Origin of the sequence: Thermus scotoductus DSM 8553 (assembly GCF_000381045.1) — a bacterium.
Lineage (GTDB): Bacteria > Deinococcota > Deinococci > Deinococcales > Thermaceae > Thermus > Thermus scotoductus.
The window spans coordinates 25,430-51,803 of sequence record NZ_KB905741.1 but is presented as its reverse complement, the minus strand read 5'-3'; the positions used below and the strand labels follow the sequence as shown (position 1 = coordinate 51,803).

The following is a 26,374-nucleotide window of genomic DNA, read 5'->3' as shown; positions in this document are numbered from 1 at the left end:
GAAGCATTGCGCTCGCCTGCCGATACGGAGTCAAGGTCTTTCTGGGCCCGGACGGGGCCTTCGGGAGCAATCCCGAGAAGCCCCGGACTTTAGTCCGGGGAGTCGTCACGACAACCAGGCTTGAAGGTAGGGCTGCCAGTCCTCGGGGACCTCCTTCAGGTCGGAAAGAAAAAGGGGCGCCTTGGGCGCCCGGGGAGGCTTTAGTAGGCGCATCCCCGCCTCCTCGGGGGTGCGGTCCCCCTTCTTCAGGTTGCAGGAGCGGCAGGCGGCCACCAGGTTCTCCCAGGTGCTCCTGCCTCCCCGGCTTCTGGGAAGCACGTGGTCCACGGTGAGCTCCCCTCCCTGGCGGCCGCAGTACTGGCAGGTGTAGCGGTCCCGCCTCAGGATGTTGCGGCGGTTTAGGGGGATGCGGCTTGGCCCCCGCCGCACCAGGCGCTTCAAGCGGATGACGCTGGGGACTGGGATCCGGGTGGAGGGAGTGTGCAGGTAGCGCCCGCTTTCCGAAAGCATCTCTGCTCCGCCGGAAAGCACCAGGAGGACGCTTCGCTTGATGCTGGCGAGCCCCAGGACCTCGTAGGCGGCATTCAGCACCAGCACCCTTGGGGCATCCAGGTCCAAGGGTTTAACAGGGACCCCACCCACGTCCTTAGGATAGCAAAAGGCCTTTCGCCTGGAGCTATGCTATGCTAAGGGCAACGACGGGTTTGGAGGCCCTTATGATGAGACCTTTTCCCAAAGCCCTTTCCCTTCTCCTCGGGCTGGGTTTGGCTTTGGCGCAAACCTCCTTGGAGCGGGCAGAATCCCTTTTCAAAGCCGGGGAGTACGTCCAGGCCGCCCTGGCTTACGAAGAGGTTCTAGCGCAGGACTATGGCCGCTTTGAGGCCCATCTGGGCCTTGGGGTGAGCCTCTTCCGCCTGGGCCGCCTCGAGGAGGCCCGCTTCGCTTTTGACCAGATGGTCCGGGTTTTCCCCGACCGTTACGAGGGCCATTACAACCTGGGCCAGGTCTACCTGCGCCTGGGGAAGGCCAAGGAGGCGGCGGAAGCCTTTGCCAAGGCGGCGGAGCTTTCCCCCACCGAGGAGGCCTTTTTGGGCTGGGCCAGCGCCCTCACCCAGGCGGGACAGGCCAAGGAGGCGGCGGAGGTTTTAAGGAAGGGGCTTACCCCAGAGCGGAGCCCCGCCTACCACCTGGCCCTGGCCCAGGCCCTTTACGCCTCCGGGGCCCGGGCCGAGGCGGTGCCGGTGCTCTATGGCCTTCTCAACCGGGAACCCAGGTCGGCCGAGGGCTGGGACCTGCTGGCCCGCATCCTGGCGGAGGAAGGGCTTAAGGAAAGGGCCTTGAGGGAGCTGGACCGGGGGCTTAAAGCCGTGGAGGGGAAGGCCAGGGCCAGGCTCCTCCTGCGCAAGGCGCTTCTCTCCTCCCGTCCCGAGCCCTTGCTGAAGGAGGCTTATGCCTTGGATCCATCCCTTTGGGAAGCCGCCTACCTTCTGGGGCAGGCGCGCCTTCAGGCGGGGGATGCCAAGGGAGCCATGGGTTATCTGCTTTCCGCCTATCGGGTAAGCCCGGAGCCCCAGGTGGCCTTGAGCTTGTCGGTGGCCTCCTTGCGCCTGAAGGATTACCAAAACGCTTACCGCTATGCCGACGAGGCTGGGCCTTTGGGAACCTTCCTCAAGGCCCAGGCCGCTTATGCCTTAGGCCGGAAGGAGGAGGCCCTTAAGCTTCTTGAGGGAGTGGGTTCCCCGGAGGCCCAGGCCCTACGGGGCACGTTGCTCCTGGAGATGGGCCGCCTCGAGGAGGCCCTGGCCCTCCTCCGCCCCCTTTATGAGTCCAGCCGGAGTCCGGAGGTGGGGGTGAACCTGGCGGCAGCCTTGGTGGCCCTGGGGCGCTTCGGGGAGGCGGAGCTGGTCCTCAGGGAGGTGCTGGGAAGAGCCCCCAGGCAGGCGGCGGCCTGGTACAACCTGGGCCTGGCCTTAAAGGGCCTAGGCCGGGAGGCGGAGGCAGAGCGGGCCTTGAACCAGGCGGCGGCCCTGGGCTCGAAGGAGGCGCGGGCCCTGCTTCGGAGGTAGGATGCGTTGGCTACGTGAGAACTGGTTGGACTTCCTCATCTTTCTCCTCATCGCCCTGGTGGCGGCGGGCATTGTCCTTTACCTAACCGGCATCAATCCCTTTGCCCGGCCAAGGGAGAGTGCCTCGCCCATGCCCGGGCCTTCGGTCACCTCCTCGCCCCCTCCTTCCCCGGACCAGCCTCCCAAGGTGGAGCCTGCCCCCCAGGTGCCCTCCCCTGAGGCCAAACCGGCCCCTGAACCCGTGGTTACCGTGCTCCCCCTACCCCAGGCTCCCGTGGAGCCGGGTCCTGCGTCCAAGCCGCCAGCGGAACCTAAGACCATGGCCCCGACCGAGCCTACATCCCCGTCCAGAGCCCCATCCCCTCCGGCCTCCACCCCCAGCGGGGTCTACAGGGTGGCGGTGGGGGCCTTCGCCGACCCGGGGAATGCGGCCAGGCTCCGCCAGGAGCTGGTAGAGAAGGGTTACCCAGCCCGGCTGGAGCCCGCGGGGAACCTGACCCGGGTGGTGGTGGGTCCCTATACCAGCGAGGCCGAGGCCCGCAGGGTGGCGGAGGTCCTGGCCTCCTATGGGGCCCAGGTGTACCGGGGCCAGGGGGCACCCCCGCCCGCCTCCAGCACCCTCTACCTGCAGGTGGGAGCCTTCCAAAAAGAGGAAAACGCCTTAGCCCTGGCAAGCAAGCTTAGGGAGATGGACCTGCCGGTGGTGTTGGTCAAGGATGGGGTTTACCGGGTCCGCATTGGCCCGGTGGCCGAGGAGGAAAAAGAGGCGCTAAAAGCGAAAGTGCAGGCCTTGGGCCTCGAGGCCCTGGAGGTGCGATGAAGGTACCCAGCGCCGCCATCAGCCGGTTGGTGACCTACCTGCGTATCCTGGAGGAACTGGAGGCTAAGGGCATCCACCGCACCAGCTCCGAGCAGCTGGCAGAAGAGGCCCAGGTAACGGCTTTCCAGGTGCGGAAGGACCTCTCCTACTTCGGTTCCTACGGCACCCGAGGGGTGGGTTACACGGTCCCCGTGCTTAAGCGGGAGCTCCGCCACATCCTGGGGTTGAACCGCAAATGGGGTCTTTGCATCGTGGGCATGGGCCGCCTGGGTAGCGCTTTGGCCGATTATCCGGGGTTTGGCGAGAGCTTTGAGCTTAGGGGCTTTTTTGACATAGACCCGGAGAAGATTGGCCGCAAGGTGGGAAGCGGGGTGGTGGAGCATTTGGACCTCCTCCCGGTGAGGGTTCCGGGCCGCATTGAGATCGCCCTTCTCACCGTGCCCCGGGAGGCCGCCCAAGAGGCCGCCGACCGCTTGGTAGCCGCAGGGATCAAGGGCATCCTCAACTTCGCTCCCACGGTGCTGGAGGTGCCTAAAGAGGTGGCGGTGGAGAACGTGGACTTTTTGGCGGGCCTTACGCGCCTGAGCTTTTCCATACTTAACCCCAAGTGGAGAGAGGAGATGATGGGATGAAGAGGGCAAAGGTGGGTCTACTCTTGCTGTTAGGCGGGCTTCTTTCAGGCTGCGGGAACCTTTTTGAGGGGGGGGTAACCTTCGGAGGACCCACCGTGCTGGTGTCGCGGGAAAACTTCAGCTTTTCTAGAGAGACAGACCAGAATAACAACACTGTCTACACGTACAGCTACACCCTCACCCTCTATGCCCTCCCGGGCTCCGGGGCGGGGTCCGTGGTCCTCCTGGATTCTTCGGACAATGCCGTGGATGCTCCCTTCATCATCCCCGAGGCCTGTCCGCCCTCGAGCCCCAATCCTTGCGGACCCTACTCCAGGGACTACCAGAAGCGGGCCTCCACACCCCTGTCCCCCGTTCAGGTGGTCAAGTACCGCATCATCTCCGCCAACGGGCAGTCCAAGGTGGTCCCTCTCCCTGCGCCCATAGAGATTTACTGAGCCTCAGGGAAAGGTGGCCCGGCCTGCCTGGCGTATACTCAGGGGCATGGGGTTTATCGCCCTTCCCGACCTCGAGGCCTCCCTTCGTCGCTTTGAGGAGGCCCTCTCCGAGCTGGTGCAGTCGGATGTCCTCTTCGTGCGCCTTATCCACCAAGACCTGGTGACGGCGGGGGGCAAGCGCATCCGCCCCCGGTTGGTGTTGTTGGCCTCGAGGGCCCTGGGAGGTGCTCCCTTTGAGATGGAGCTGGCTTTGGCGGTGGAGCTTTTGCACTCCGCCACCCTGCTTCACGACGACCTCATTGACGACGCCGAAACCCGAAGGGGCAAGGAGGCGGCCTTTCGTAAATACGGCAATGCGGTATCGGTACTCTCCGGGGATTTTCTCCTTTCGCGGCTCCTTCATGTGATCGCCAAGACCGGGAGGATGGAGCTGGTGGAGCGCTTTGCCCAGGTGGCCAAGACCTTGAGCGAAGGGGAGGTTTTGCAGTTCCAGGTGGCGGCCCTGGAGGACTACTCCCTGGAGAACTACGAGCGCATCATCACCGCCAAAACGGCGGTGCTTATGGAGCTCAGCACGGAAGGCCCCGCCCTCCTCAAGGGGGTGGATGGGGAGGTGCGGGAGGCCTTGGCCCGCTTTGGCCTCCTCTACGGCCAGGCCTTCCAGATGCGGGACGATTACCTGGACCTCATGGGCACCCCTGAAGCCTTGGGCAAGCCCGTGGGGGGGGATCTGCGGGAGGGCAAGGCCACGTTGATCACCCTTCTCCTCATGGAGCGCTTTCCCGAGGTGCGGGAGGTTCTGAGGCGGAAGGGAAGGCGTGAAGGGGACCTGGATCGCCTGCGCATGCTGGCTTGGGAAAGCGGGGTGGCGGAGGAGGTGGAAAGGCGTATCCGGGAGAGGGCGCTTCTGGCCGCGGCAGCCCTTAAGCCCCTTCGTCCCTCCCCCTACAAGGAGGCCCTTAGGGCCTTGGCCCTTAAGGAAGCGGAGAGGCTCTCCTGATCCCGCCCCGGGCCGAGGCTGGTCGATTTGAGGGCCCCATGGGGTTTGGGCTTTGGAGCGGGGTATAATCCCATCGGTGATGGTATGAGCCTTCCCGCCTATCGGCCTCCGGAGGACCCTGGCCTCTGGGAGGCCTTCCTGGAGCGATTGGAAAAGACCTTAAGGGTGGCGGCGATCCACCCCACCACGGTGGAGTACCTGGCTCACCCCAAGCGCCTGGTCACGGTTTCCCTGCCCGTGGTCATGGACGACGGGAAGGTGCGGGTTTTCCAGGGCTATCGGGTGGTGCACGATATCGCCCGGGGGCCCGCTAAGGGGGGGGTGAGGATTCATCCCAAGGTAACCCTGGGCCAGACGGCGGGCCTGGCCGCCTGGATGACCCTGAAGGCGGCCGTTTACGATCTGCCCTTTGGCGGGGCGGCGGGGGGGATTGTCGCCGACCCCAGGCTTCTTTCCCGGAGGGAGCTCGAGCGGCTGGTGCGCCGTTACACCGCCGAGCTGGTCAACCTGATCGGCCCTGACATGGACATCTTGGGCCCCGACCTGGGGACCGACCAGCAGGTGATGGCCTGGATCATGGACACCTACTCCATGACCGTGGGTTCCACGGTGCCCGGGGTGGTGACGGGCAAGCCCCATGCCCTTGGGGGGAGCGAGGGCCGGGACGATGCCGCTGGGCTTGGGGTGGCCCTGGTGCTCAAGGAGCTTGCCGGGCGCCGGGGGCTTCCCCTGGAAGGGGCCAGGGTGGCGGTGCAGGGCTTCGGCCAGGTGGGAGGCAGTTTCGCCTTGCATGCCGAAGGGATGGGCTTGAAGGTGGTGGCGGTATCCACGGCCCGGGGGGCCATGTACCAGGAAGAGGGCCTCGAGGTGGCCGAGGTCCTGCGCCACTACGAGGCCACGGGAGAGCTTCCCCGCTACGACCTTGCCCCGGAGGAACTTTTCGCCTTGGATGTGGACTACCTGGTCCTGGCGGCCCTCGAGGAGGCCTTGGACGGGGAGATGGCCAAAGCGGTGAAGGCCAAGGTGGTGCTGGAGGCTGCCAACTTCGGCCTCACCCAGGAGGCCGAAGCCTACCTCCTGGGCAAGGGGATTTTGGTGGTGCCGGATCTCCTAACGGGGGGCGGGGGGCTTTTGGCCAGTTATCTGGAATGGGTACAGGATCTCAACATGTTCTTCTGGAGCGAGGAGGAGGTGCGGCAAAGCTTCGCTAAGAGCGTGGCCAAGGCGGTGGCTGAGGTGTGCGATAGGGCTGAGGTTCTTTCCACCGATTTGCGCACCGGGGCCATGGCCCTGGCCTTGGAACGGGTGAACGAGGCCACGCGGCTAAGAGGCGTCTACCCCTAAGAGGAGTGTCTATGAAGAGCGAACCCCTTTCCTACCTGGGCAAGGACGGCGGTCCTTGGGAGATCTTCGTGGAGCAGGTGGACCGGGTGGTCCCCTACCTGGGGCGGTATGCCCCTTTGGCGGAAAGCCTTAAAAGGCCCAAGCGGATTTTGATCGTGGACGTACCCATTCACCTGGACGACGGCACCGTGGCCTATTTTGAGGGCTACCGGGTCCACCACAACACCGCCCGGGGGCCGGCCAAGGGGGGAGTGCGCTACCACCCCGAGGTGACCCTTTCCGAGGTCATGGCCCTGGCCGCCTGGATGACCATTAAGAACGCCGCCGTGGGCCTGCCCTATGGGGGCGGCAAGGGGGGCATCCGGGTGGACCCCAAGAAGCTTTCCCCTGGCGAGCTGGAGCGCCTCACCCGCCGCTACACCTCGGAGATCGGGATCCTTTTGGGCCCGGATCGGGACATTCCTGCCCCCGACGTGAACACCGGAGAGCGGGAGATGGCCTGGATGATGGACACCTTTTCCATGAACGTGGGCCGCACGGTGCCAGGGGTGGTGACGGGGAAGCCCATTGCCCTGGGGGGTTCCTTGGGAAGGCGGGATGCCACGGGCCGCGGGGTCTTCGTCACCGCCAGGGCGGCGGCGGAGAAGATCGGCCTTCCCATAGAGGGAAGCCGGGTCATCCTCCAGGGCTTCGGCAACGTGGGGAACGCCGCTGCCCGCATCTTCCACGACCACGGGGCCCGGATCATCGCCATCCAGGACCACACGGGCACCATCTACAACGAGGCGGGGATAGATCCTTATGACCTTCTCCGGCACGTGGCGGAGTTCGGGGGGGTGCGGGGTTACCCCAAGGCCGAGCCCCTGCCCAATCCCGAGTTCTGGGCCGTGCCCGCAGAGTTTCTCATCCCTGCGGCTTTGGAAAAGCAGATCACCGAGCAGAATGCCTGGCGGATCCAGGCCAAGATCATCGCCGAGGGGGCCAACGGCCCCACCACCCCGGCTGCCGACGATATCCTCCTGGAGAAGGGGGTTTTGGTGGTGCCCGACGTGATCGCCAACGCCGGGGGGGTGACGGTGAGCTACTTTGAGTGGGTGCAGGACTTCAACTCCTACTTCTGGACGGAGGAAGAGATCAACGCCCGCCTGGAGAGGGTTCTTCGGAATGCCTTTGAGGCGGTGTGGCAGGTGAGCCAGGAGAAGAAGATTCCCTTGCGCACGGCGGCCTATGTGGTGGCCGCCACCCGGGTCCTCGAGGCCAGGGCCCTCAGGGGGCTTTACCCCTAGCCTCCGTTAGGCTATTCGTGTGGACTGGCCCCGCTATGGCCGCGTTGCGCTGAAGCCCTTTAGCGCGGGGCTCACCGAGGAGGAGTGGAAGGGGCTTTACGAAACCTTCCGCGATCCTGAGGTGGCGGAGTGGAACGGCTCGAGCCCCTTGCGCTCGCCTTTCTGGCTTTTCAAGCGTTTCGTCCTGGCGGAGATGCGCCGCAAGGACCGCCTGGCCTTTGTCATTTTGGACGAGAAGGGGGAGTACCTGGGGACCCTGGAGCTTTACGATCTCACCCCCGAGGAGGCTACCTTGGGCATCCTCATCGGGCGGAAGGACCGCTGGGGCCAGGGCTACGGCACCGAGGCGGTGCGGGCGGCCTTGGCCTACGCCTTCGGTTCCTTGGGGCTTAAGCGGGTAAAGCTCCGCACCTTTGCCCATAACCTTAGGGCGAGGCGGGCTTTTGAGAAGGCGGGTTTCCGCCAGGTGGGCCTGGGCCCGGGGCCCAAGGGCAGGGAGGATGTGTACATGGAGGTGACCCGTGGTCAGCCGGAAGGCTAGCGTGCGCATCTTGAGCCCAAGGCTTAGGGAAGAGGTCTTTGCCCTTTTACCCCAAGAGGTGGAGGTATATTACCTGGAAGAGCCTTGGCCCAAGGCGGTGGACTTCTTCCTGCCTCCTTTCGGCCAGGAGGCGGTGGTGCGGCGGGTGCTGGAACAAGTGGAGGTCAAGGTGGTCCAGACCCTTTCCGCCGGGGTGGACTGGATCCTGCCCCTTGTGCCCGAGGGGGTGGTGCTTTGCGATGGCTCGGGCATCCACGACGTGCCCGTGGCGGAGTGGGTGATGATGAGCCTTTTGGCCCTCCTTAAGGACCTGCCTGCCTTTTTGCAGGCCCAGGGGGAAGGGCGCTGGGCTCCCAGGGTGCTGGCCGACCTCGAGGGCAAGAAGGTGCTTCTATTGGGCTACGGTTCCATCGGGAAAGCCGTGGAGGAGAGGCTTAGGGCCTTTGGGGTGGAGGTGCTTCCCGTGGCCAGGCACGCCCGCCCTGGGGTCTACACTCCCCAGGACCTCCCGCATCTTCTGCCCCAGGCGGATGCCGTGGTGGTTCTGCTTCCCCTTACCCCCGAAACCCGGGGGCTGGTGGACCGGGATTTTCTTTCCTGGATGAAGCCGGGAGCCCTTTTGGTGAATGCTGGCCGGGGGCCAGTGGTGGACACAGAAGCCCTCCTCGAGGCGCTACGGGAGGGGAAGGTTCGGGCGGCCTTGGATGTCACTGACCCTGAGCCCCTACCTTCCGACCATCCTCTTTGGCAGGCTCCTGGAGTCCTCATCACCCCGCATGTGGCTGGGCTTTCCCAGGGTTTCCACCGCCGGGCGGCCCGGTTTTTGGCGGAGCAGGTGGGGCGATACCTCCGGGGTGAGCCCCTTAGGAACGTGGTTTTGGAGGGATACTGATGAAGTTGGTCCTTCACGGGGACCTTAGGCGGTTTGGGGAGGCTTTGGAGGTGGAGGCCAAGACGCCCAAGGAAGCCCTGGAGAAGCTGGGCATTCCCCTGGAGGAGGCCTGGCTTCTGGCGGTGGGTGGAAGGATGGTGGAGCCCCACGAGGAAGTGGAGGGCCCCCTCGAGGTCTACCCCCCCATCGCCGGGGGTGGTATACTGGAAGTCCTGCCCTAAAGGCAGGGGGCGCGAACAAGGGGGGAGCCGCCCGACGCCCACCCCGCGTAGAAAGGAGAAGGATGGAGAAGAAAGAACTCCTCTCTACGCCCGTGGTTCCCATAGACATCAAGGCCTTTGACGCTGGGCCCATCCTCGAGGCCATGGGCAAGACGGCCTTCCAGGCCCGGAACCTCTACCGGGCGGCGGAGATCTACCTCAAGATGCTGGAGGACGACGCCGGCGTCATCCTCACCCTGGCGGGGAGCCTGGTTTCCGCGGGCCAGGGCCTCATCATCCACGACCTCATCCGGAAGGGCCTGGTGGACGCCATCGTGGCCACCGGGGCCAACATTGTGGACCAGGACTTCTTTGAGGCCTTGGGCCACCGCCACTACCAGGGAGACCCCAAGGCTGACGATGAAGCCCTTAGGCAGCTTTGGATCGACCGCATCTACGACACCTACATCGACGAGGAGGAGCTCCGCCACACGGACTACACCATCGCCGAGATCGCCGATTCCCTGGAGCCTAGGCCCTACTCCAGCCGGGAGTTCATCTGGCACATGGGCCGCTACCTGGCGGAAAGGGGCCTGGGGGAGAAGAGCATCGTCCGGGCTGCTTACGAGGAGGGGGTGCCCATCTTCGTGCCTGCCTTCTCCGACTCCTCCGCAGGCTTCGGCCTGGTCTACCACCAGGTGAAAAACCCCAAGGCCCACGTGACCATTGACTCCGTGGCCGACTTCCGCGAGCTCACCCAGATCAAGCTCAAAGCCGGCACCACGGGCCTGGTGATGCTGGGGGGTGGGGTGCCCAAGAACTTCGCCCAGGACATCGTGGTGGCGGCCGAGGTGCTGGGCCACCAGGTGGAGATGCACAAGTACGCCATCCAGATCACCGTGGCCGACGAGCGGGATGGGGGGCTTTCCGGCTCCACCCTCTCCGAGGCCCAAAGCTGGGGCAAGGTGGACGCCGCCCTTTCCCAGATGGTCTTCGCCGAGGCCACCCTGGCCTTCCCCCTCCTGGCCTCCTACGTTTACCACCGGGCTCCCATGCGGGCCAAGCGGCGCTACGCCGACCTTTTCGCTGGGGAGGTTCCCGCCTAGCGGGCCGGGGTTCCCCCCGCTTGGGGTTATGCCCGGGCGGGGGGTTTCTGCTGGACCAACCCCCCCTCCCTTTGGTAGACTTCCGGCAAATGCCCGATGAGCTAAGGCTATACCTGAAGGAGCGGTTTGGCGTCTTGGGGCCGGTTTCCCCAGGGCGCTTTGAGGCCGAGTTGGCCAAGCGGGTGGGAAGCCCCGCCAAGCGGGAGCCTGTTCTCAAGGCCTGGCGGGCCTACCTTTCGGGGGGCGGCAGGGAGGCGGTGCGAAGTTTCTACCAGGAGATCCTCAAGGTGCCCAAAGGGGAGGCCTTGGTCTACGGCATGCACCTGCCCTTTTTGGAGTTCTACGCCCGGGAGGTGCCTTCCCGCTTGGAGGGGCGGGTTTTGGAGGTGGGGGCCTTCACCGGGGCCTTGGTGGGATATTTGCAAAGGAAGCGGCCCGAGCTTTCCTTCCACGCCCTGGACGGGGTGGAGAAGGCCGTGGAGCTTGGGAAAAAGCGGGTGCCCGAGGTGGTTTGGCATGCGGCCTGGGCGGAGGAGGCGGAGCTTCCTCCCTTTGACACCCTGCTTCTCCTTTCCGTGTTCCCCGAGGGCTTTGTAGACCAGGAGCTGGAAAGCCGCCTCGAGGCCCCTTCCTTCTGGAAGCACTTCAGTTTCTTTGATCGCCTTCCCCTTCTGGCCCGGCTTTTGAGGCCCGGTGGGCTTTTGATCTACGGCCACGGACCCTTCCTGGGCAAAAGCCCGGAAGGGGTGGAGGAAGGCCTAAAGCACCTGGGGTTTGACCAGGTGGAGCGGGTGGGGGAAGGGGAGTACTTTCTGGTGCTGGCGAGAAGGCCCGAGGCACTGGAGGTTAAAGAGGAGGCCTGGTCCCTGGCGGTGGACGAGGAAGCTTCCCTGGACCTCGAGGAGGCACCCCTGCAGGTTCCCGTTCTGGTTCAGGGGGATCTTTCCGAGGTGCGGGAGCTTCTGGCCGCAGGGCGGTATGCGGAGGTGCTGGCCCATCTGCCCGAGGGAGTGGAAGGGGAGGCGGCCTGCCTGAGGGGGCGGGCCCTTTTCGCCCTTTCCCGCTATGCCGAGGCGGAGGAGGTCTTAAGGCGGGCTCTTTCCGAGGAGGCGGAGGACCTGAGGGCCATGGTGCTGGTGGAGCTCGGGGAGTACGAGCGGGCCAGGCCCCGCCTCGAGGCCCTGGCCGGGAGGGGTGGGAGGTACCGCATTTACCTGGGCCGGGTCTACCTGAGCCTGGGGCGGTATGCGGACGCCCTCAGGCAGTTTGTGGAATCGGGCCTGCCCGAGGCGGAAGGGTACGTGCGGGAGGCCCTGGAGCGGATCACCGAGCGCATGCGCCGCTTCGCCCGGGAAGGGGAGTGGGCGGAGGTAAGCCGCCGGGCGGAGTTTGTGGAGGACCTTTCCCCAACCCTCCTGACCCGGGAGATGCTCCGGCTTGGCTTAAAGGCCGCCCTGATCCAGGGGCTTTTTGCCCGGGCGGAGCGGTATGCCAGGAGGCTTGCGGATCTGGACGAGGCCGAGGGCTTCTTGGGGCTCGCCTTGGTGGCCCTAAGGGTGCGCTCCCCTCTGGAGGTGCGGCCTCTAGAGGATTTAAAGCCGGTGGAGCCCTACCTCACCGAGGCCTTGGCCCGGGCGGAGATCCCCGAGGCCTTGCTGCTTCTTGGGATGCTCCGGGAACGGGAGGGGCGCCACCTGGAGGCCCTGCGCCTTTTGGAGCGGGCGGCGGAGCGGGGAACAGGGGAGGTGGCGGGCCTGGCCTACCACCACCTGGCCCAGGTGAAGAGGGCCCTCAGGCGGCCCCTTAAAGAGATCCTGGGGGACCACAAGCGGGCCCACGCCTTGAGGGCCTACCCTGCCCCCTACCTGTTCCAGCTGGCCCAGGAGGCCCTGAAGGGGGGAGAGGAGGTCCTGGCCAGGGAGCTTCTCTCCCGGGCCCGGGATGCCGGGCTTTCCGAGGTGGCCGAGGAGGACCTCATGGGGTTACTGGAGCTTCTTGAGAGGCTCGAGGGTCCCTGGGCTGCCTTTAGCCTCCTCTACCAGGCCCTTTCCCGCACGCCCAAGCCCCCCCTGGAGCTTCTGGCCCTGGCCTACCGGCTTTCCCGTGGTTTCCGGGAAAGCCCCGAGGCCTCGGAGGTGCGGGGGCAGTACCTGGCAGCCCTGTATGCCGAGGGGCGGGGGGAGGAGGTGGAAAGGCTCTTGCTGGAGGAACTGAAGGCTGACCCCCAGGCCCTGGAGGTGCTCTTTGACCTGGCGGAGCACTACGAGGCCCAGGGCAACTGGCGGAAGGCGGCGGAGCACTGGCAGAAGGCCTTGGAGGTAGCCCTCTACCGGGAAAAGGACCTGGACCTTTCCCGGGAGGTCCTGAGAAACCTCCTGTTCCTCAGGCCTCACGACGAGAGCCTTACCCTTTACCTGGAGGAGCTTAAGGCGGTGAGCCGGGGCCTGGAGGCCTTGGAGGAAAGCCCAAAGGCCCTGCCCGAGACCAAGGAGGAGCTCCTGCAGGAGGGCCTGCCCCAGTTCCACGGGGAACACCTTTTGGTGGTGGGTGGGCACACCCAGCTTAGAAGCCGGCTTGTTCCTTTCCTCGAGGCCCGGGGCCTTAAGGTGGATTGGTTTGATGCGGACAGCGCTGGCGTGGGCAAGGAGGCCCTAAAGCGCATCCAAAACCGCCTGGAAAAGGCCCATGGCCTGATGATCGTTTCCAGCTACGTGGGGCATGACTTCTCCGAGCCTGTGCGCCTCGAGGCGGAGCGCCTGGGGGTTCCGGTCTACGTGATCCCGGGGCGGGCCCGGGGGGCCACGGGGTTTTTAAGAGCCCTCAAGGCCTTCGCCCCCGAGCTCTTCAAACGAGCCCTCAAGGGGGTACAGTAGGGTTCGTGGAGGCGCCGGTTCTGAAGCTGGGCTACTCCCCCTGCCCCAACGACACCTTCATCTTCTACGCCCTCACCCATGGCCTTGTGGAAAGCCCCCTTCCGGTGGAGGCGGTTTTGGAGGACGTGGAAACCCTGAACCGCTGGGCTTTGGAGGGGAGGCTACCCCTGACCAAGCTCTCCTATGCCGCCTATGGGAGGGTGCGGGACCGGTATGTGGCCCTGAGGAGCGGAGGAGCCTTGGGAAGAGGGGTGGGCCCTTTGGTGGTGGCCAAAAAGCCCTTGAGGAGCCTAAAGGGAGCCCGGGTGGCTATTCCCGGGCGGAACACCACGGCCTTTTTGCTCCTCTCCCTGTACGCGGAAGGGTTTGAGCCGGTGGAGGTGCGCTACGACCGGATCATGCCCCTGGTGGCCCAAGGGGAGGTGGAGGCAGGCCTCATCATCCACGAAAGCCGTTTCACCTACCCGGAGTACGGCCTGGTCAGGGTCCTGGACCTGGGGGAGTGGTGGGAGGGGGAAACGGGCCTGCCCCTTCCCTTGGGGGCCATCCTGGCCCGGCGGGATCTGGGGAAGGAGCTCATCCAGGCCCTGGACGAGGCGGTGCGGCGGAGCCTGGAATACGCCTTTGCCCATCTCGAGGAAACCCTTCCCTACCTGAAAGCCCATGCCCAGGAGCTTTCGGAGGAGGTGATCTGGGCCCATGTGCGCACCTATGTGAACGGGTTCAGCCAGGACGTGGGGGAGGAAGGGGAAAAGGCGGTGAAACGGCTCTTCGCTGAGGCCGAGGCCCGGGGGCTTATCCCTTCCTCCGAAGCCCCCCTCTTTTTGTAAACTCGGGGCATGTTCCAGGAGCTTTCCCTCGAGGCCCGGCGGGAGGTGGCCAGGGTGTTCCAGCCCAAGAGGGTCTTGCGGGGCACCTCCCTCTACGCCCTGGGGGACCGGGCGGACGGGGTGTACCTGGTGCGGGAAGGGCTTGTCTGGCTGGAGGGACCCCGCTCGGCGGAAGGGGAGCCCGCCACCTTGGGGGTGGTGGGGCCTGGGGGGCTTTTTGGGGAGGAGGCCCTGGTGGGGGGAGGAAGGCGCACTTCGGGGGCCACCGCCCTGACCTACGCCGAGTTCCTCTTCGCCCCCCAGGAAGCCCTGGCCCCCGTGCGGGCGCGTTTTCCCGAGGTGGAGCGCTTCCTCCTGGAGGCCCTCTACGCCCGGCTGAAGGAGGCGGAGGAGCGGCTTTGGGAACTGCGCCACCTCTCCGTGAGCCAGCGCTTGGCCCGGCTTCTCCTGAGGCTAAGCCAGGCGGGGGAGGTGGCCTTTTCCCACCAGGACCTGGCCCGCATGGTGGGGGCCACCCGGGAGACCGTGACCAAGCTCCTGGGGGAGTGGGCCCTTTCGGGGGTGGTGGACCTGGGCTACCGTAGGGTGGAGGTCCGGGAACCCCAGGCCCTTGCCCGCCTGGCCGAGGCGCTTTAGGCTTTGAAGCATGGAAGCCCAGGTCCTGGCCCAGCTCTTGGGCCTACCCCAGGGGGAAGAGGTCCTCAAAGAGCGCTTGGGCCGGGAAGGCCATCCCCAACTCTCTTCGGCGCTTGCGGCTTACCTGAAGCGTCTTCAGGCTCCATGGGAGGTCCTGGGGGCCCTCGAGGGCCTGGGGCAGGGGGCGGTGGTCACGGGCCAGCAGGCGGGGCTTCTGGGAGGGCCGGCCCTGACCTTCTACAAGGCCCACACCGCCTTGGGCCTGGCGGAAAAGGTGGGGGCGGCTTCCCTCTTCTGGGTGGCTTCCCAGGACCACGATGTGGAAGAGGTGCGCCACCTTCACCTTCTCCTGGAGGAGGAGGTGCGTACCCTGTCCCTGCCCCTGCCGCCCCTTCCCGCAGGGCGGATTCCATTTGCCCCTTACCGAGAGGCGGTGAGGGAGTTTCTGGGCTTCTGGTCCCGGGATGCCCGGGTGGCCTACGCCCTCGAGGGGGAAACCCTGTCCGAGTTTTTCGCCCGCACCCTCTTGGCCTTTTTGGGGGAGCGGGGCCTCATTCCCTTTGACCCCATGGCCCCGGAGCTTGCCCCCCTTTTCCAAAAGGCCCTGGAAAGGGAGCTGGAGGACCCCAGCTCAAGCGCCCAGGCCATCAACCAGGAGGCGGAGCGCATCCGCGCTTTGGGGGGCAAGCCTCCTTTGAAGCGCAAGCCAGGGGCCACCAATCTGTTTTTAGAAACTGATCAAAGAAGACTGCTTTTTTACCAGGATGGAGCCTTTACCGACGGGGTGCGTCGTTACGGCAAAAAGGAGCTTCTGGAGATCCTCAGGACCGATCCCAGCCGCCTCACCCCTGCGGCGGGCTTGAGGCCGGTATTCCAGGACCTGGTTCTGCCCACGGCGGGCTTCGTGGTGGGTCCCAACGAGTTCCGGTATGTGGCCGAGCTTTCCGGGGTCTACGCCCTTTACGGCATCCCCATGCCTGCCCTCTTCCTTCGCCTGAGGGCGGTGGTTTTGGAGCCTCCCATCCGCCGCATTGTGGAGAGGTACCGCCTGGATCCCTGGGCGTTTGTGGATGGGGGGGAGGATGCCTTTCTTAAGGCTGTCAAGGAGGTGCTGGAAGGGTTCAGGGGCCTCGAGGCCGAGCTTTTGCGCCTCTTGGAGGAGGTGGAGGCCCTGGGCCAGAAGGCCCATGCCCTGGAGCCCACCTTGGAAAGGCCTTTCCGCCGCTTCCAGGCGAGGCTGAAGGGGGAGGGGGAAAGGCTTTTGAAGAAGCTCCTTCGCGCCCGCATGGGGCGGGATGCGGTCCTTCTGCATCACCAGGAGCGCCTCAAGCGGCACCTTTTGCCTCGAGGCCTGCCCCAGGAACGAGTCTACCCCTTTGCCATGTACGCCTTGCGCCACCCGGAGGCCCTCCTTAAGCTCCAGGAGGCACCCATCTCGGGAAGGGCCACCTTGGTTTTGGGCTAGGTGGTAGGATGGGGGCAATATATGTCGCATGGGTTAAAGGGTGCCCTTCTGGCATGCCTCCTTTTGCTGGTCTGGCTCCTGCCCTCCCGGGGCCAGAAGGAGGACCTCCTCCTCAGGGTGCTCCTTAAGGAGGTGCCGGAGGGCCAGGAGGTATCCCTTCTCCTGCCGGAGGGCCAGGGAACCGTGCGGGCCAGGGGGGAGGCCCAAGGGGTCTGGGTGGAGGGCAGGCTCCAGCCCTTTTGGGAGTTTCCCGGACCCTATTTCCGCCTTGATGGGCGCACCTATAGGGGTGGGGTGCGCCTTCTTGCCCAGGAGGGGAGGCTTTTGGTGGTGAACCAGGTCCTTTTGGAGGACTACCTCCTCGGCGTTCTCCCTGCCGAGATGCCCGAGGGCTTCCCCCAGGAGGCCCTGGAGGCCCAGGCGGTGGTGGCCCGCACCTTCGCCGTGAACCGCTTGAATCCCCGGGCGCCTTACGACCTCTGCGCCAGCGAGATCTGCCAGGTCTACCTGGGCTTGGCCGTGGAAACCCCCAGGCATACTGAGGCGGTGAGGGGTACCCGGGGGAAGGTCCTCAGCTACCAGGGAAGGGCCATTTCCGCTCTCTACCACGCCGACTCCGGGGGTATGACCGCAGGGAGTGAGGAGGTCTTTCAGAAGGCCCTGCCCTATTTGCGGCCGAGGCCGGACCCCTACGCCCGGGGTCCCAAAAGCCAGTGGCAGCTTTCCGTGAGCCCGGAGCGGGCGGCGGCGGCCTTGAGGGCCATGGGCCGTACACCCCAGACTGGCTCCCTTGGGGATTCCCCGGTGGTGCTGGAGCGAAGCGCCTCGGGAAGGGTGTGGCGCCTGCGGCTTTTGGGGGTGGAGGTGCAGGGCCCCGAGGCCCAGCGGCTGGTGCGGAACCTGGGCCTGCCTTCGGCCTTGGTGGAGTTTAGGGGCTGGCAGGCGGAGGGCCGGGGAGCAGGGCACGGGGTGGGGCTTTCCCAGTGGGGTGCCAAGGGCATGGCGGAGGCAGGGTACGGGTACCGGGAGATCCTCGGGCATTACTTCCCCGGCACCTTCCTCTCCGACCTTTTGCTGGGTGGGATTCCGGGCCCCGAGGAGGCTTGGGCCACAAGATAGCCTCGGCCGACCCCGCTAAAGAGCCATGTTGATTCCCACGCCCATCGGTCCTTTGTGGCTCGAGGTGAGCTCCGATGGCGTGCGGCTTTTAGTGCCTGCCCTTTTCCCCCGGGGGAAAGAGGCCAGGGGTCCCTTGGCTGCCAGAATACGGGAGCGAGTTCTAGCCTATTTCGCCGGGGAAAGGCCCGACTTCCTGGATATTCCCCTGGACTACATGGGAATCTCTCCCAAGCGGGTGGCCCTTTACGAGAGGGTGCGCCTTATCCCCTACGGGCGCACGGAAAGTTATGGAAGCCTGGCGCGGGAGCTTGGCCTTTCCCCGAGGGCGGTGGGGGCGGGGATGCGGGCCTCGCCCTTTTTCCTCCTGGTGCCTGCCCACCGGGTGATCCACGCGGACGGGCGGCTTGGGGGGTTTGCCGGGCAGGAGGGGCTTAAGGCCTGGCTCCTGCGCTTTGAAGGAGCCTGGCCCTAGACCTCCACCCAGATGGCCACGGAAAAAGGGGGAAGCTCGGGTCCGCAAAGGCGTCCTCCCGCCGGGGTGCAGGTTTTCCCGGAGGGGAGGTCCACGGCCCGGGCCCCTCGAGGCAGGGCACCATGCAGGGGAAAATCCTGGCGGAAAGGCTCAGGAGAAGCGTTCACCACCACCAGGTAGGGCCCCCGGGTGAAGGCCAGGTGCCCGTCTGCGGCATAGACCCGCTGATAGGGGGCGGTGCGGAGCTCAGGGTGTTCCTGGCGCAGGCGGGCCATGCGCCGCACGGTTTGGCGGATTTCCTCCTGCCAACGGGCCTCGTCCCAGATCATCCCTCCCCGGTTTTCCGGGTCGTGGCCCCCCTCCATCCCCACCTCCTCCCCGTAGTACACCGTGGGGTTTCCAGGCAGGAGGAAAAGCAGGGAAAGGGCCAGCTTAGCCCGTTCCACGCTTCCCCTAAGGAGGGTGAGGAGGCGGGGGGTGTCGTGGGAGGTGAGGAGGTTCATCTGGGCCCGCACCACCTCCGGGCGGTAGCGGCTGAAGAGGCCTTCCAGGCGGTGGCTGAAGGCCAGGGCCTGCAGGGGCTCTATCCGCCCCAGGCCCGAACGGGAGGATAGCTCCTGGTCCAGGACCTCTCCCCCCACGAATCCCAGGATGGCCCGGCTCAAGGGGTAGTTCATGGTGGCGTCGAACATATCCCCCTGGAGCCAGAAGTCGGCTTCCTCCCAGATCTCGCCCACGATGTAGGCCTCCGGGTTGGCCCCCTTCACCCGCCGGCGGAAGGCCCGCCAGAACTCGGGGTCAGGGATCTCGTTGGGCACGTCCAGCCGCCAGCCATCCGCGCCGAAGCGGATCCAGTGCTCCGCCACCTCCAGGAGGTACTCCCGCACCGCCGGGGTTTCCACCCGGAGTTTGGGAAGCTCGGGATTGCCCCACCAGGCCTCGTAGTTGGGGTGGCGGCTATAGGGGTTTAGGGGAAAACCCTTCACGTGGTACCAGTCCCGGTAGGGGCTTTGTTCTCCGTTTTCCAGAAGGTGCTGGAAGGCAAAAAAGCCCCTACCCGTGTGGTTGAAGACCCCGTCCAGGATGACCCGCATGCCGTGGGCGTGGGCGACTTCCAGGAGGTGCCTTAGGGCCACGTTCCCCCCCAGGAGGGGATCCACCTGGAAATAGTCCGTGGTGTGGTACCGGTGGTTGGCGGTGGAGGCGAAGACGGGGTTCAGGTAAAGGGCTTCCACCCCCAGGTCCTTGAGGTAGGGGATTTTCTCCGCTATGCCCCAGAGGGTGCCCCCCTTGAAGCCCCTAAGGGTGGGGGGAGCCTCCCAGGGCTCAAAGGGCCCCGTGGGGGCGGGTTTGCCCGGGGGGCCGGCCCGGAAGTACCGGTCAGGGAAAATCTGATAGAAGAAAGCGCCTTCGTACCAAGCCACGGGCCCAAGTGTACCACGCAGGTAGTGTGTTATAGGTCACAAAAATCCTTGCCTCCTCCAGGTGGCTTTGGTATCCTCCCGGGGTGAGGGGTATGGGAGGCCGCCTTTTCGTCATGACCGGCGCCAGCGGGGTGGGGAAGGGCACGGTGCGGGCCAAGGTGCTGGAGCGCACCCGCCTCTTCTACTCCATCTCCATGACCACCCGTCCCCCGCGTCCCGGGGAACGGGATGGGGTGGACTACTACTTTGTGGACAGGGCCACCTTTGAGGCCCTGTTGCGGGAGGATGGGTTCTTGGAGCACGCCGAGTACGTGGGGCACCTTTATGGTACCCCCAAGGCTCCGGTGGAGCGGGCCTTGGCCCGGGGGGAGGATGTCCTCCTGGAGATCGAGGTCCAGGGAGCCCTGCAGGTGCGCAAGAAGATACCGGAGGCGGTCCTCATCTTCCTCCTGCCCCCTTCCCTTTCCGAGTTGAAGCGGCGTCTGGTCTACCGGGGCAAGGATAGTCCCGAGAAGATTGAGAAGCGCCTAAAGCAGGCGGAATGGGAGATTCAAAACGCCCACCTCTTTGATTACGTGATCGTGAACGAGGTGCTGGAGGAGGCGGTGGCCGACTTCCTGGCCATCCTTACCGCCGAGAGGCGGCGCACCCCCAGGATGGGCCCCGCCTTGGAGAGGGCCTTGAAGCGGGATAAGGACCTGGAAGCTGAGCTGGACGAGATTCTACGGAGGAGTTATGGCGGAACCCGGGATTGACAAGCTTTTTGACATGGTGGATTCCAAGTACCGGCTCACCGTGGTGGTGGCCAAGCGGGCGGAGCAGCTTCTCCGCCACCGCTTTAAGAACACGGTTCTGGAGCCGGAGGAGAGGCCCAAGATGCGGACCCTCGAGGGGATCCTGGACGATCCCAACCCCGTCACCTGGGCCATGAAGGAGATGCTCACGGGAAGGCTGGTCTTCGGGGAGAACCTGGTGCCCGAGGACCGCCTGCAGAGGGAGATGGAACGCCTTTACCCGGTGGAAGAGGAGGAGTAGGTGGCCCGGGTCCTGGTGGCGGTGACGGGGGGGGTGGCGGCCATCAAGGCCCCCCACCTCCTCCGCCTTCTCAGGGGCCAGGGCCACGAGGTACGGGTCCTGGCCACCCCCAGGGCCCTGGAGTTCATCACCCCCCTTTCCCTGGCGGTGGCCGCTGGAGGGGAGGTGGCCACGGAGGAGGCCTGGTTCAGGCCGGATGGCCGGGCCTTACATATAGAACTCGCCCGCTGGGCCGATGTGGTTTTGGTGGCTCCCGCCACCGCCGACGCCATGGCCAAGGCGGCCCTGGGCCTGGCCGACGACCTCCTTTCCGCCACGCTTCTCGCAGGGGCTAAGCGGGTGGCCTGGGCCCCGGCCATGAACGAGGCCATGTGGCTTTCCCCCCAGACCCAGCGGCACGCCCAGGGCCTGAAGGAGCTGGGCCACGCCATCTTTGGCCCCGCTTACGGCCCCTTGGCGGCGGTGGGGGAGGGGGAGGGATGGGGACGGATGCTGGAGCCCGAGGAGCTTTTGGAGAGGCTTCAGGCCTTCCTCACCCCCAAGGACCTTAAGGGACTTAAGCTTCTGGTGTCTGCCGGCCCCACCCGGGAGTACCTGGACCCGGTGCGCTACCTTTCCAACCCTTCCTCGGGCCGCATGGGCTACGCCGTGGCCGAGGCTGCCCGGGACCGGGGGGCGGAGGTGGTGCTGGTTTCCGGGCCCACGGCCCTGCCCGCCCCTTGGGGGGTGGAAGTGGTGCAGGTGGAAAGCGCCTTGGAGATGCGTGAGGCCATTCTGGGGCGCTATTCCTGGGCCCAGGCGGTGGTGATGGCGGCGGCGGTGGCCGACTACCGCCCGGCGGAGGTGAGCCGGGAGAAGGAGCCCAAGGTGGCGGCGGAGAAGGTTCTCCGCCTCCTTCCCAACCCCGACATCCTCAAGGAGTTGGGGGAGAACAAGGGACCGAGGGTCCTGGTGGGCTTCGCCATGGAGACCGGGGAGGGCTTGGCGCGGGCCAAGGAGAAGCTTCTCCGCAAGAACCTGGACCTCATCGTCCTCAACTGGGTGAACCGGGAGGGAGTGGGCTTCGGCAGCCTCGAGAACGAGGTGGTCCTCCTCCTGCGGGATGGCCGGGTGCTGGAACTCCCCCGCATGAAAAAGCGGCAGGTGGCCGACCGTATACTGGACTTGGTTAAAGAGTTCTGGAAGGGTTAGAGGGGTGTCTATGCGAAGCAAAGCGGAGCGGCACCGCGCCATTCAGGAGATCGTGAGCCGGGAGGAGATCGGCACGCAGAAGGAGCTGGTGGAGCGCCTGAGGCAGCTGGGGTTTGAGGTGACCCAGGCCACGGTGAGCCGGGACATCGCCGAGCTGAGGCTGGCCCGGGTTTCCCTGGGCAAGGGGCGGCACAAGTACGCCCTGCCCTCCATGGAGCTTCCCGAGGACGTTTACGAGGAGCTGAAGCGGCAGTTTGGCCTCTTCGTCAAGGATGTGGACCGGGGGGGGAATATCCTGGTGGTGAAGACGGCGGAGGGCCACGCCTCCGGCATCGCCCTTTTGATGGACCGCCTCAAACGGGACGAGATCGTGGGCACCCTGGCGGGGGAGGATACCATCCTGGTGGTGGCCCGCACCGAGGAAGGGGCGAGGGCCCTGGAGGAGGAGTTCGGGGAACTCCTGGTGGCGGGGAAGATGCGCCTTTAGGCCTTCGTGCTGGAGCTTTTCCTCAAATCCTTCCTCACCCTCTTCGTGGTCATGGACCCGGTGGGGCTGGTGCCGGTCTTTCTGGCCCTGGCCGGGGACCGTCCTCAAAGGAAACAGGCCCAGATCGCCAGGAAGGCGGTGCTGGTGGCGGGGGGGCTTTTGGTCTCCTTTTTTTTCTTCGGGCGGGGGCTTTTGGGCTACCTGGGGATCAGCCTCGAGGCCCTGCGCATCGCCGGGGGCATCCTCCTCTTCCGCATCGCCACCGAGATGGTCTTCGCCCACCACGAGCGGGAAACGGAAGAGGAAAAGGATGAGGCCCGCCTCCGGGCGGATATCTCCGTCTTTCCCCTGGCCATTCCCTTGATCGCCGGCCCCGGGGCCTTGGCCAGCGTCCTTATCCTGGCCGCAGAGGCCCGGAAGGAACCCCTGGGCTTTGCGGTGGTCCTTTTCACGGTCTTTTTGGTCCTGGCCCTGGCCTATGTGTTCCTCCGGCTTGCGGCCCAGGTGCGCCGGGTCCTGGGGCGCACGGGGGTGAACGTGGTCACCCGGGTGTTGGGCATCCTCCTGGCGGCCTTGGCGGTGCAGTACGTGGCGGATGGGGTTAAAGCCCTTTTCTAGCCCTCTTGGCCCGGTACATGCGTTTGTCGGCCTCCTTAAGAAGGACCTCCAGGTCCTCCCCCTCCACCAGAAGCCCTCCTGCGGCCACCTGGTAGGGCAGGTTCTCCTGAAGCCGAGCGATGAGGGCGGGGATCTCCTCCGCCTTCAGGCCCAGGTGGAGGCTCCGCCGATGCGGAAGGCCACGTCGCGGCGGCGGGAGAGGTTTCTTAGGGCCTGGGCCAGGCTCTTCAGGGCCTGGTCGCCCACTGCATGGCCCTCCCGGTCGTTCAAGGCCTTAAGGCCGTTGAGGTCCCAGTAGATCAGGGACAAAGGCTCCCCCAGGGTCCGGGCTTCCTGCAGGAGCAGGGGAAAGGCCTCCTCCAGGGCCCGGCGGTTGCCCAAGCCGGTGAGGGGATCGGTGCGGGCGGCCTCCTGCAGGGCCTGGCGCTCCTTAAGGTCCTTGAGGAGGAGGGCGGCTTCCAGGGCGAAGGCCTGGGCCAGCTCCAGGGAAAGGGGGGTGAAGGCCTCGGGGTCCGAGAAGCTATCCAGGTTCATGGTCGCCAGCACCACCTCCAGGGTGTCCCCCTGGGGGAGGGGGAGGCCTTCGGCCAGGGAGTTGCGCACCACCTCCGTTTCCCGGACAAGATAGACGGGGTAGGGAGCCTCGAGGGGATTCATTCCTGGGCCTCCACCCAATCCTGTGCAAGGTGGCCGTTTCCTTCCAGAAGGAGGCGGGCGTGGGCCAGGGCGGCCTCGGTGTACTGGCCGGAGAGGAGGCGGGCGAGCTCCCGTATGCGCTTCTCCCCTTCCAGCACCTCGATGCGCACCTCTTCCTCCTCCTTCACCACCCTGAGGTGCCTCTTTGCGCGGGCGGCGATCTGGGGCAGGTGGGTGACCACCAGGACCTGCCGGGCCTGGCCCAGCTGGGCGAGCCTTTCCGCCACCTTCCAGGCGGTTTCCCCGCCCACCCCGGTGTCCACCTCGTCGAAGACCACAGTGGGGGCCTCGGCCCCGGTGAGGAGGGCTAAAGCTAGGGCGATGCGGGAGAGCTCCCCGCCGCTGGCCGCAGAAAGGGGAGCGGGGGGAAGGTGGGGGTTGGCGGAGAAGCGGAAGAGGACCTCCTCCAGGCCCTGGGGTCCGGGTTCGGGAAGAGGCTTGAGCTCCACCTGGAAGCGGGCTTTCGGGAAACCCAGGGCGGAAAGCTCCGTCTCCATTTCCTTCTCCAGCTTCCGTGCCGCCTCGAGGCGGGCTTCGGAAAGGCGCTCCCCCGCTTTATAGAGGGCCCCCGAGGCCACCCTTAAAGCCCTTTCCAGCTCCAAAAGCCGCTCTTCCCCTCCCTCCAGGGCCTTCAGCTCCTCCTCTGCCCTTTCCCGGTAGCGCAGGACCTCCTCCAGGGTGGGGCCGTACTTGCGCTTAAGCCTTTCCAGAAGGGAAAGGCGCTCCTCCAGCTGGGCCAGACGGCTGGGATCTCCTTCCAGGCTTTCCAGGTAGTCCTCCAGCTCCCGGGCCACGGCCCGGCCTCCCTCCAAAGTCGCCTCCAGGTCCTTAGCCAGGGCCTCGAGGGCCGGGTCAAAGCGGCTTCCCGCCCTTAGCTCCCGCAGGGCTGCCTGAAGAAGATCCAGGGCACCTCCTTCCGCCAGGAGAGCGTAGGCCTTTCCCGAGCGCTCCCTCAGGGCTTCCAAATGGCGAAGCCTTTGCGCCTCGGCTAAAAGCTCCTGGTCCTCGCCAGGCCTGGGGCTTGCCTCCAGGATCTCCTTGAGCTGGAAGCGCAAGAGGTCCTCCCGCTCGGTCTTGGCTCTCAGGGCTTCCTCCAGGGTGCGTTTTTCCGCAAGGAGGGCCTGATGCTTCCTGTAGGCCTCCCCGTACTCCTGGAGGAGGCCCGGGGGCAGCAGGGCATCCAGAAGCTCCCGTTGCCTTTTGTGGGAGAGGAGGGCGATGGCCGTGTGCTGGGCGTGGAGGGAAAGCCACCTTTCCGCCTCCTCTTGGAGTTCTTTGAGGCTCACCACCTCCCCATCGATCCGGGGGGTGGAGCGGCCCCCGACGCGGCGGGAAAGGATGCGCTCCTCGCCCTCACCTTGGAAGAAGGCGGTCACCAGGAGGCTATCGCCAAAAGGCCCCAAAAGCCCCTCGGACCTGGCCCCCAGGAGGAGGGCTAAAGCGTCCACCAGGAGGCTTTTCCCCGCCCCGGTTTCCCCGGTGAGGACGTTGAGCCCAGGCCCGAGCTCCAGGGTAGCCTCGCGGATGACGGCGAGGTTACGCACCTCGAGGCGCTTGAGCATCTTCTTCCATTCTAAGGCTTCCCTAGGGCATGGGGTGGGCGAGGGCGAGCCGCCTAACCTCCTCCCGCAGGGCCTCCGAGGGCCCCTCCATGAGGGCCCGGTCGATGAGCTCCGCCACCAGGGGCATCTCCTCCGGGGTGAAGCCCCGGGTGGTGATGGCCGGGGTGCCGATGCGGATCCCAGAGGTGACCCTGGGGGGCTTGGGGTCAAAGGGGATGGCGTTCTTGTTCACGGTGATGCCCACGGCATCCAGCTTCTCCTCCGCCTCCTTGCCGGTCAGGCCCTTGGGGCGGAGGTCCAGGAGGAAGAGGTGGTTGTCGGTTCCCCCCGTGACCAGGCGGTAGCCCCTTTTGGCCAGCTCCTCGCCAAGGCGCTTGGCGTTTTCCACCACCAGCCGGCTATACTCCTTGAACTCGGGCTGCAGGGCCTCAAAGAAGGCCACCGCCTTGCCGGCGATCACGTGCTCCAGGGGCCCGCCCTGGATGCCGGGGAAGATGAGCTTGTCTATCTTCTTGCCCAACTCCGGATCGTTGGAAAGAATAAGCCCGCCCCGTGGCCCCCTTAGGGTCTTGTGGGTGGTGCTGGTGACCACGTGGGCGTGGGGGAGGGGGTTGGGGTGGAGCCCCGCCGCCACCAGGCCAGCGAAGTGGGCCATGTCCACCACCAGGTAGGCCCCCACCTCCTCGGCGATCTCCCGGAAGGCCTTAAAGTCCCAGAAGCGGGGGTAGGCGCTGGCGCCCGCCATGATCACCTTGGGCCGGTGCTCGAGGGCCAGGCGTCGCACCTCCTCCAGGTCGATGAGCTCGGTGTCGGGCCGGACCCCGTAGGAAACCACCTTGTAGAGCTTCCCGGAGAAGTTCACCTTGGAGCCGTGGGTGAGGTGGCCTCCCGCGGCCAGGTCCATGCCCATGAGGGTATCCCCCGGTTCCATGAGGGCCATGTACACCGCCATGTTGGCCTGGGAGCCGGAGTGGGGCTGGACGTTGGCCCAGGCGGCCCCGAAGAGCTCCTTGGCCCGCTCGATGGCCAGGCTTTCCACCTGGTCGATGATCTCGCATCCCCCGTAGTAGCGGGCACCCGGGTAGCCCTCCGCGTACTTGTTGGTGAGGACGCTTCCCACCGCCTCCCGCACCTGGGCGGAGACGAAGTTCTCGCTGGCGATGAGCTCCAGGCCTTCCCGCTGGCGCTTTTCCTCCAGGGCGATGAGCTGAAAAAGGGCCTCGTCCCGTAAGCTGGTCCTGACCATAGGCCGATTATAGGCCCTGCACCGGGGCGCTACCAGGTTACCTTTACCGGGAACCGGGGCCTTAGGAGGAGGCGGAAGTACCCCGGAAAGGGTCTTTCCTTTGGTAAGCTTGGGACATGAAAGGAAGTGTTTTCCCGATTTTGAAGTGGGGGCTTGCCCTGACCCTGGCTATCCTGCTTGTGGCCATTATTCTCATCAACTTCACCTCCAGCCGCGACCTGCCGGAGCTGGTCCGGGTGCAGGTGGAGCGGTATGCGGTGTGCAGCTACTGGTTCTTCGGCTGGCACCTGGCTTCCACCGGGGCTTTCGCCTTTATCTTCCTGCTGGTGGGGTTTCTCCTGGGCCTTGGGGCGGGGTTTTTCCTAAGGCGGGGGGTGGCCTCGAGGGGCTAAGGCT

28 protein-coding genes are annotated in these 26,374 nt (G+C 65.7%); 23 read left to right on the top strand and 5 right to left on the bottom strand.

Annotated elements, in window-relative coordinates; translation table 11 throughout:
- Positions 1–105: 105 nt before the first annotated feature.
- Positions 106–618 (bottom strand): HNH endonuclease, encoded by a 513-nt coding sequence (locus F604_RS0106235; protein WP_026329021.1) that lies wholly within the window; start codon positions 616–618, stop codon positions 106–108.
- Positions 619–683: 65 nt separating this feature from the next.
- Here F604_RS0106235 and F604_RS0106230 point away from each other — a divergent pair, with 65 nt between their 5' ends.
- From F604_RS0106230 to F604_RS0106150, 17 genes are all read left to right on the top strand, one after another.
- The gene (locus tag F604_RS0106230; protein ID WP_019550886.1) at positions 684–2,066 is read left to right on the top strand and encodes a tetratricopeptide repeat protein; all 1,383 of its coding nucleotides are present in this window, start codon (positions 684–686) and stop codon (positions 2,064–2,066) included.
- Position 2,067: 1 nt separating this feature from the next.
- Positions 2,068–2,886: an SPOR domain-containing protein gene (locus F604_RS0106225; RefSeq protein WP_019550885.1), complete on the top strand. Its 819-nt coding sequence runs from the start codon at positions 2,068–2,070 to the stop codon at positions 2,884–2,886.
- Entirely contained in the window at positions 2,883–3,518 is a 636-nt protein-coding gene (locus F604_RS0106220; protein WP_019550884.1) for a redox-sensing transcriptional repressor Rex, read from the top strand. Before F604_RS0106225 ends, F604_RS0106220 begins: the two co-directional genes overlap by 4 nt.
- Before the next feature lie 95 nt (positions 3,519–3,613).
- Entirely contained in the window at positions 3,614–3,955 is a 342-nt protein-coding gene (locus tag F604_RS0106215) for a hypothetical protein (protein WP_248644143.1), read from the top strand.
- Positions 3,956–4,001: 46 nt separating this feature from the next.
- On the top strand, positions 4,002–4,955 hold the full coding sequence (locus tag F604_RS0106210) for a polyprenyl synthetase family protein (protein ID WP_019550882.1): 954 nt from the start codon (positions 4,002–4,004) through the stop codon (positions 4,953–4,955).
- 84 nt (positions 4,956–5,039) lie between these two features.
- On the top strand, positions 5,040–6,299 hold the full coding sequence (locus tag F604_RS0106205) for a Glu/Leu/Phe/Val family dehydrogenase (protein ID WP_019550881.1): 1,260 nt from the start codon (positions 5,040–5,042) through the stop codon (positions 6,297–6,299).
- Between the two features lie 11 nt (positions 6,300–6,310).
- Positions 6,311–7,585: a Glu/Leu/Phe/Val family dehydrogenase gene (locus tag F604_RS0106200; RefSeq protein ID WP_019550880.1), complete on the top strand. Its 1,275-nt coding sequence runs from the start codon at positions 6,311–6,313 to the stop codon at positions 7,583–7,585.
- Positions 7,586–7,604: 19 nt separating this feature from the next.
- On the top strand, positions 7,605–8,126 hold the full coding sequence (locus F604_RS0106195) for a GNAT family N-acetyltransferase (protein WP_019550879.1): 522 nt from the start codon (positions 7,605–7,607) through the stop codon (positions 8,124–8,126).
- 1 nt (position 8,127) lies between these two features.
- Complete coding sequence (locus F604_RS0106190) at positions 8,128–9,018, top strand: 2-hydroxyacid dehydrogenase (RefSeq protein ID WP_026329018.1); 891 nt, start codon at positions 8,128–8,130, stop codon at positions 9,016–9,018.
- Entirely contained in the window at positions 9,018–9,239 is a 222-nt protein-coding gene (locus F604_RS0106185; protein WP_019550877.1) for a hypothetical protein, read from the top strand. Before F604_RS0106190 ends, F604_RS0106185 begins: the two co-directional genes overlap by 1 nt.
- 62 nt (positions 9,240–9,301) lie before the next feature.
- Positions 9,302–10,324, top strand: coding sequence for a 1,9-bis(guanidino)-5-aza-nonane synthase (locus tag F604_RS0106180; RefSeq protein ID WP_019550876.1), 1,023 nt, complete (start codon positions 9,302–9,304; stop codon positions 10,322–10,324).
- A gap of 89 nt (positions 10,325–10,413) precedes the next feature.
- Positions 10,414–13,197 carry a tetratricopeptide repeat protein gene (locus tag F604_RS0106175; RefSeq protein ID WP_026329017.1) on the top strand — a complete coding sequence of 928 codons (2,784 nt, stop codon included), beginning with the start codon at positions 10,414–10,416 and terminating at the stop codon, positions 13,195–13,197.
- 20 nt (positions 13,198–13,217) lie between these two features.
- The gene (locus F604_RS0106170; protein WP_026329016.1) at positions 13,218–14,027 is read left to right on the top strand and encodes a menaquinone biosynthesis family protein; all 810 of its coding nucleotides are present in this window, start codon (positions 13,218–13,220) and stop codon (positions 14,025–14,027) included.
- Positions 14,028–14,036: 9 nt separating this feature from the next.
- Positions 14,037–14,663, top strand: coding sequence for a Crp/Fnr family transcriptional regulator (locus tag F604_RS0106165; protein ID WP_019550873.1), 627 nt, complete (start codon positions 14,037–14,039; stop codon positions 14,661–14,663).
- 10 nt (positions 14,664–14,673) lie between these two features.
- Complete coding sequence (bshC, locus tag F604_RS0106160) at positions 14,674–16,128, top strand: bacillithiol biosynthesis cysteine-adding enzyme BshC (RefSeq protein WP_019550872.1); 1,455 nt, start codon at positions 14,674–14,676, stop codon at positions 16,126–16,128.
- Positions 16,129–16,149: 21 nt separating this feature from the next.
- The gene (locus F604_RS0106155; protein ID WP_019550871.1) at positions 16,150–17,247 is read left to right on the top strand and encodes a SpoIID/LytB domain-containing protein; all 1,098 of its coding nucleotides are present in this window, start codon (positions 16,150–16,152) and stop codon (positions 17,245–17,247) included.
- 25 nt (positions 17,248–17,272) lie between these two features.
- A complete protein-coding gene (locus F604_RS0106150; protein WP_019550870.1) occupies positions 17,273–17,719 on the top strand; it encodes a methylated-DNA--[protein]-cysteine S-methyltransferase in 447 nt (148 codons plus the stop codon).
- Here the strand turns inward: F604_RS0106150 and F604_RS0106145 are convergent.
- The gene (locus F604_RS0106145; protein ID WP_019550869.1) at positions 17,716–19,143 is read right to left on the bottom strand and encodes a glycoside hydrolase family 13 protein; all 1,428 of its coding nucleotides are present in this window, start codon (positions 19,141–19,143) and stop codon (positions 17,716–17,718) included. The genes F604_RS0106150 and F604_RS0106145 overlap by 4 nt on opposite strands.
- Positions 19,144–19,235: 92 nt before the next feature.
- Here F604_RS0106145 and gmk point away from each other — a divergent pair, with 92 nt between their 5' ends.
- Genes gmk through F604_RS0106120 form a run of 5 tightly spaced genes read left to right on the top strand, consistent with a single transcriptional unit; the run spans position 19,236 to position 22,474 of the window.
- On the top strand, positions 19,236–19,898 hold the full coding sequence (gmk, locus tag F604_RS0106140; RefSeq protein ID WP_019550868.1) for a guanylate kinase: 663 nt from the start codon (positions 19,236–19,238) through the stop codon (positions 19,896–19,898).
- A complete protein-coding gene (gene rpoZ / locus F604_RS0106135; protein ID WP_019550867.1) occupies positions 19,879–20,178 on the top strand; it encodes a DNA-directed RNA polymerase subunit omega in 300 nt (99 codons plus the stop codon). Before gmk ends, rpoZ begins: the two co-directional genes overlap by 20 nt.
- Entirely contained in the window at positions 20,179–21,369 is a 1,191-nt protein-coding gene (gene coaBC, locus F604_RS0106130) for a bifunctional phosphopantothenoylcysteine decarboxylase/phosphopantothenate--cysteine ligase CoaBC (RefSeq protein ID WP_019550866.1), read from the top strand.
- Positions 21,370–21,379: 10 nt separating this feature from the next.
- Positions 21,380–21,856 carry an arginine repressor gene (gene argR / locus F604_RS0106125; protein ID WP_015718057.1) on the top strand — a complete coding sequence of 159 codons (477 nt, stop codon included), beginning with the start codon at positions 21,380–21,382 and terminating at the stop codon, positions 21,854–21,856.
- A 6-nt stretch (positions 21,857–21,862) separates the two neighbouring features.
- Positions 21,863–22,474 (top strand): MarC family protein, encoded by a 612-nt coding sequence (locus F604_RS0106120; RefSeq protein WP_019550865.1) that lies wholly within the window; start codon positions 21,863–21,865, stop codon positions 22,472–22,474.
- A 144-nt stretch (positions 22,475–22,618) separates the two neighbouring features.
- On the opposite strand, the gene F604_RS11975 is transcribed toward F604_RS0106120, so the two are convergent.
- From F604_RS11975 to glyA, 3 genes are read right to left on the bottom strand one after another with little or no spacing between them, the layout of a single operon-like run.
- Positions 22,619–23,131, bottom strand: a complete 513-nt coding sequence (locus F604_RS11975; RefSeq protein ID WP_248644141.1) for a GGDEF domain-containing protein — start codon at positions 23,129–23,131, stop codon at positions 22,619–22,621.
- Complete coding sequence (locus F604_RS0106110) at positions 23,128–24,732, bottom strand: DNA repair protein RecN (protein WP_019550864.1); 1,605 nt, start codon at positions 24,730–24,732, stop codon at positions 23,128–23,130. The genes F604_RS11975 and F604_RS0106110 overlap by 4 nt, the downstream gene beginning before the upstream one ends.
- 22 nt (positions 24,733–24,754) lie before the next feature.
- Positions 24,755–25,978: a serine hydroxymethyltransferase gene (glyA, locus tag F604_RS0106105; RefSeq protein ID WP_019550863.1), complete on the bottom strand. Its 1,224-nt coding sequence runs from the start codon at positions 25,976–25,978 to the stop codon at positions 24,755–24,757.
- Positions 25,979–26,094: 116 nt separating this feature from the next.
- On the opposite strand from glyA, the gene F604_RS0106100 reads away from it, so the two are divergent.
- The gene (locus tag F604_RS0106100) at positions 26,095–26,370 is read left to right on the top strand and encodes an LPXTG cell wall anchor domain-containing protein (protein WP_019550862.1); all 276 of its coding nucleotides are present in this window, start codon (positions 26,095–26,097) and stop codon (positions 26,368–26,370) included.
- The last annotated feature ends 4 nt before the right edge of the window (positions 26,371–26,374 follow it).

Coding starts and splice junctions, on each gene's coding strand:
- F604_RS0106230 (WP_019550886.1), top strand. CDS start 684: ATGCTAAGGGCAACGACGGGTTTGGAGGCCCTTATGATGAGACCTTTT.
- F604_RS0106225 (WP_019550885.1), top strand. CDS start 2,068: ATGCGTTGGCTACGTGAGAACTGGTTGGACTTCCTCATCTTTCTCCTC.
- F604_RS0106220 (WP_019550884.1), top strand. CDS start 2,883: ATGAAGGTACCCAGCGCCGCCATCAGCCGGTTGGTGACCTACCTGCGT.
- F604_RS0106210 (WP_019550882.1), top strand. CDS start 4,002: ATGGGGTTTATCGCCCTTCCCGACCTCGAGGCCTCCCTTCGTCGCTTT.
- F604_RS0106205 (WP_019550881.1), top strand. CDS start 5,040: ATGAGCCTTCCCGCCTATCGGCCTCCGGAGGACCCTGGCCTCTGGGAG.
- F604_RS0106200 (WP_019550880.1), top strand. CDS start 6,311: ATGAAGAGCGAACCCCTTTCCTACCTGGGCAAGGACGGCGGTCCTTGG.
- F604_RS0106185 (WP_019550877.1), top strand. CDS start 9,018: ATGAAGTTGGTCCTTCACGGGGACCTTAGGCGGTTTGGGGAGGCTTTG.
- F604_RS0106180 (WP_019550876.1), top strand. CDS start 9,302: ATGGAGAAGAAAGAACTCCTCTCTACGCCCGTGGTTCCCATAGACATC.
- F604_RS0106175 (WP_026329017.1), top strand. CDS start 10,414: ATGCCCGATGAGCTAAGGCTATACCTGAAGGAGCGGTTTGGCGTCTTG.
- F604_RS0106165 (WP_019550873.1), top strand. CDS start 14,037: ATGTTCCAGGAGCTTTCCCTCGAGGCCCGGCGGGAGGTGGCCAGGGTG.
- bshC (WP_019550872.1), top strand. CDS start 14,674: ATGGAAGCCCAGGTCCTGGCCCAGCTCTTGGGCCTACCCCAGGGGGAA.
- F604_RS0106155 (WP_019550871.1), top strand. CDS start 16,150: ATGTCGCATGGGTTAAAGGGTGCCCTTCTGGCATGCCTCCTTTTGCTG.
- F604_RS0106150 (WP_019550870.1), top strand. CDS start 17,273: ATGTTGATTCCCACGCCCATCGGTCCTTTGTGGCTCGAGGTGAGCTCC.
- gmk (WP_019550868.1), top strand. CDS start 19,236: ATGGGAGGCCGCCTTTTCGTCATGACCGGCGCCAGCGGGGTGGGGAAG.
- rpoZ (WP_019550867.1), top strand. CDS start 19,879: ATGGCGGAACCCGGGATTGACAAGCTTTTTGACATGGTGGATTCCAAG.
- argR (WP_015718057.1), top strand. CDS start 21,380: ATGCGAAGCAAAGCGGAGCGGCACCGCGCCATTCAGGAGATCGTGAGC.
- F604_RS11975 (WP_248644141.1), bottom strand. CDS start 23,131: ATGAATCCCCTCGAGGCTCCCTACCCCGTCTATCTTGTCCGGGAAACG.
- F604_RS0106110 (WP_019550864.1), bottom strand. CDS start 24,732: ATGCTCAAGCGCCTCGAGGTGCGTAACCTCGCCGTCATCCGCGAGGCT.
- glyA (WP_019550863.1), bottom strand. CDS start 25,978: ATGGTCAGGACCAGCTTACGGGACGAGGCCCTTTTTCAGCTCATCGCC.
- F604_RS0106100 (WP_019550862.1), top strand. CDS start 26,095: ATGAAAGGAAGTGTTTTCCCGATTTTGAAGTGGGGGCTTGCCCTGACC.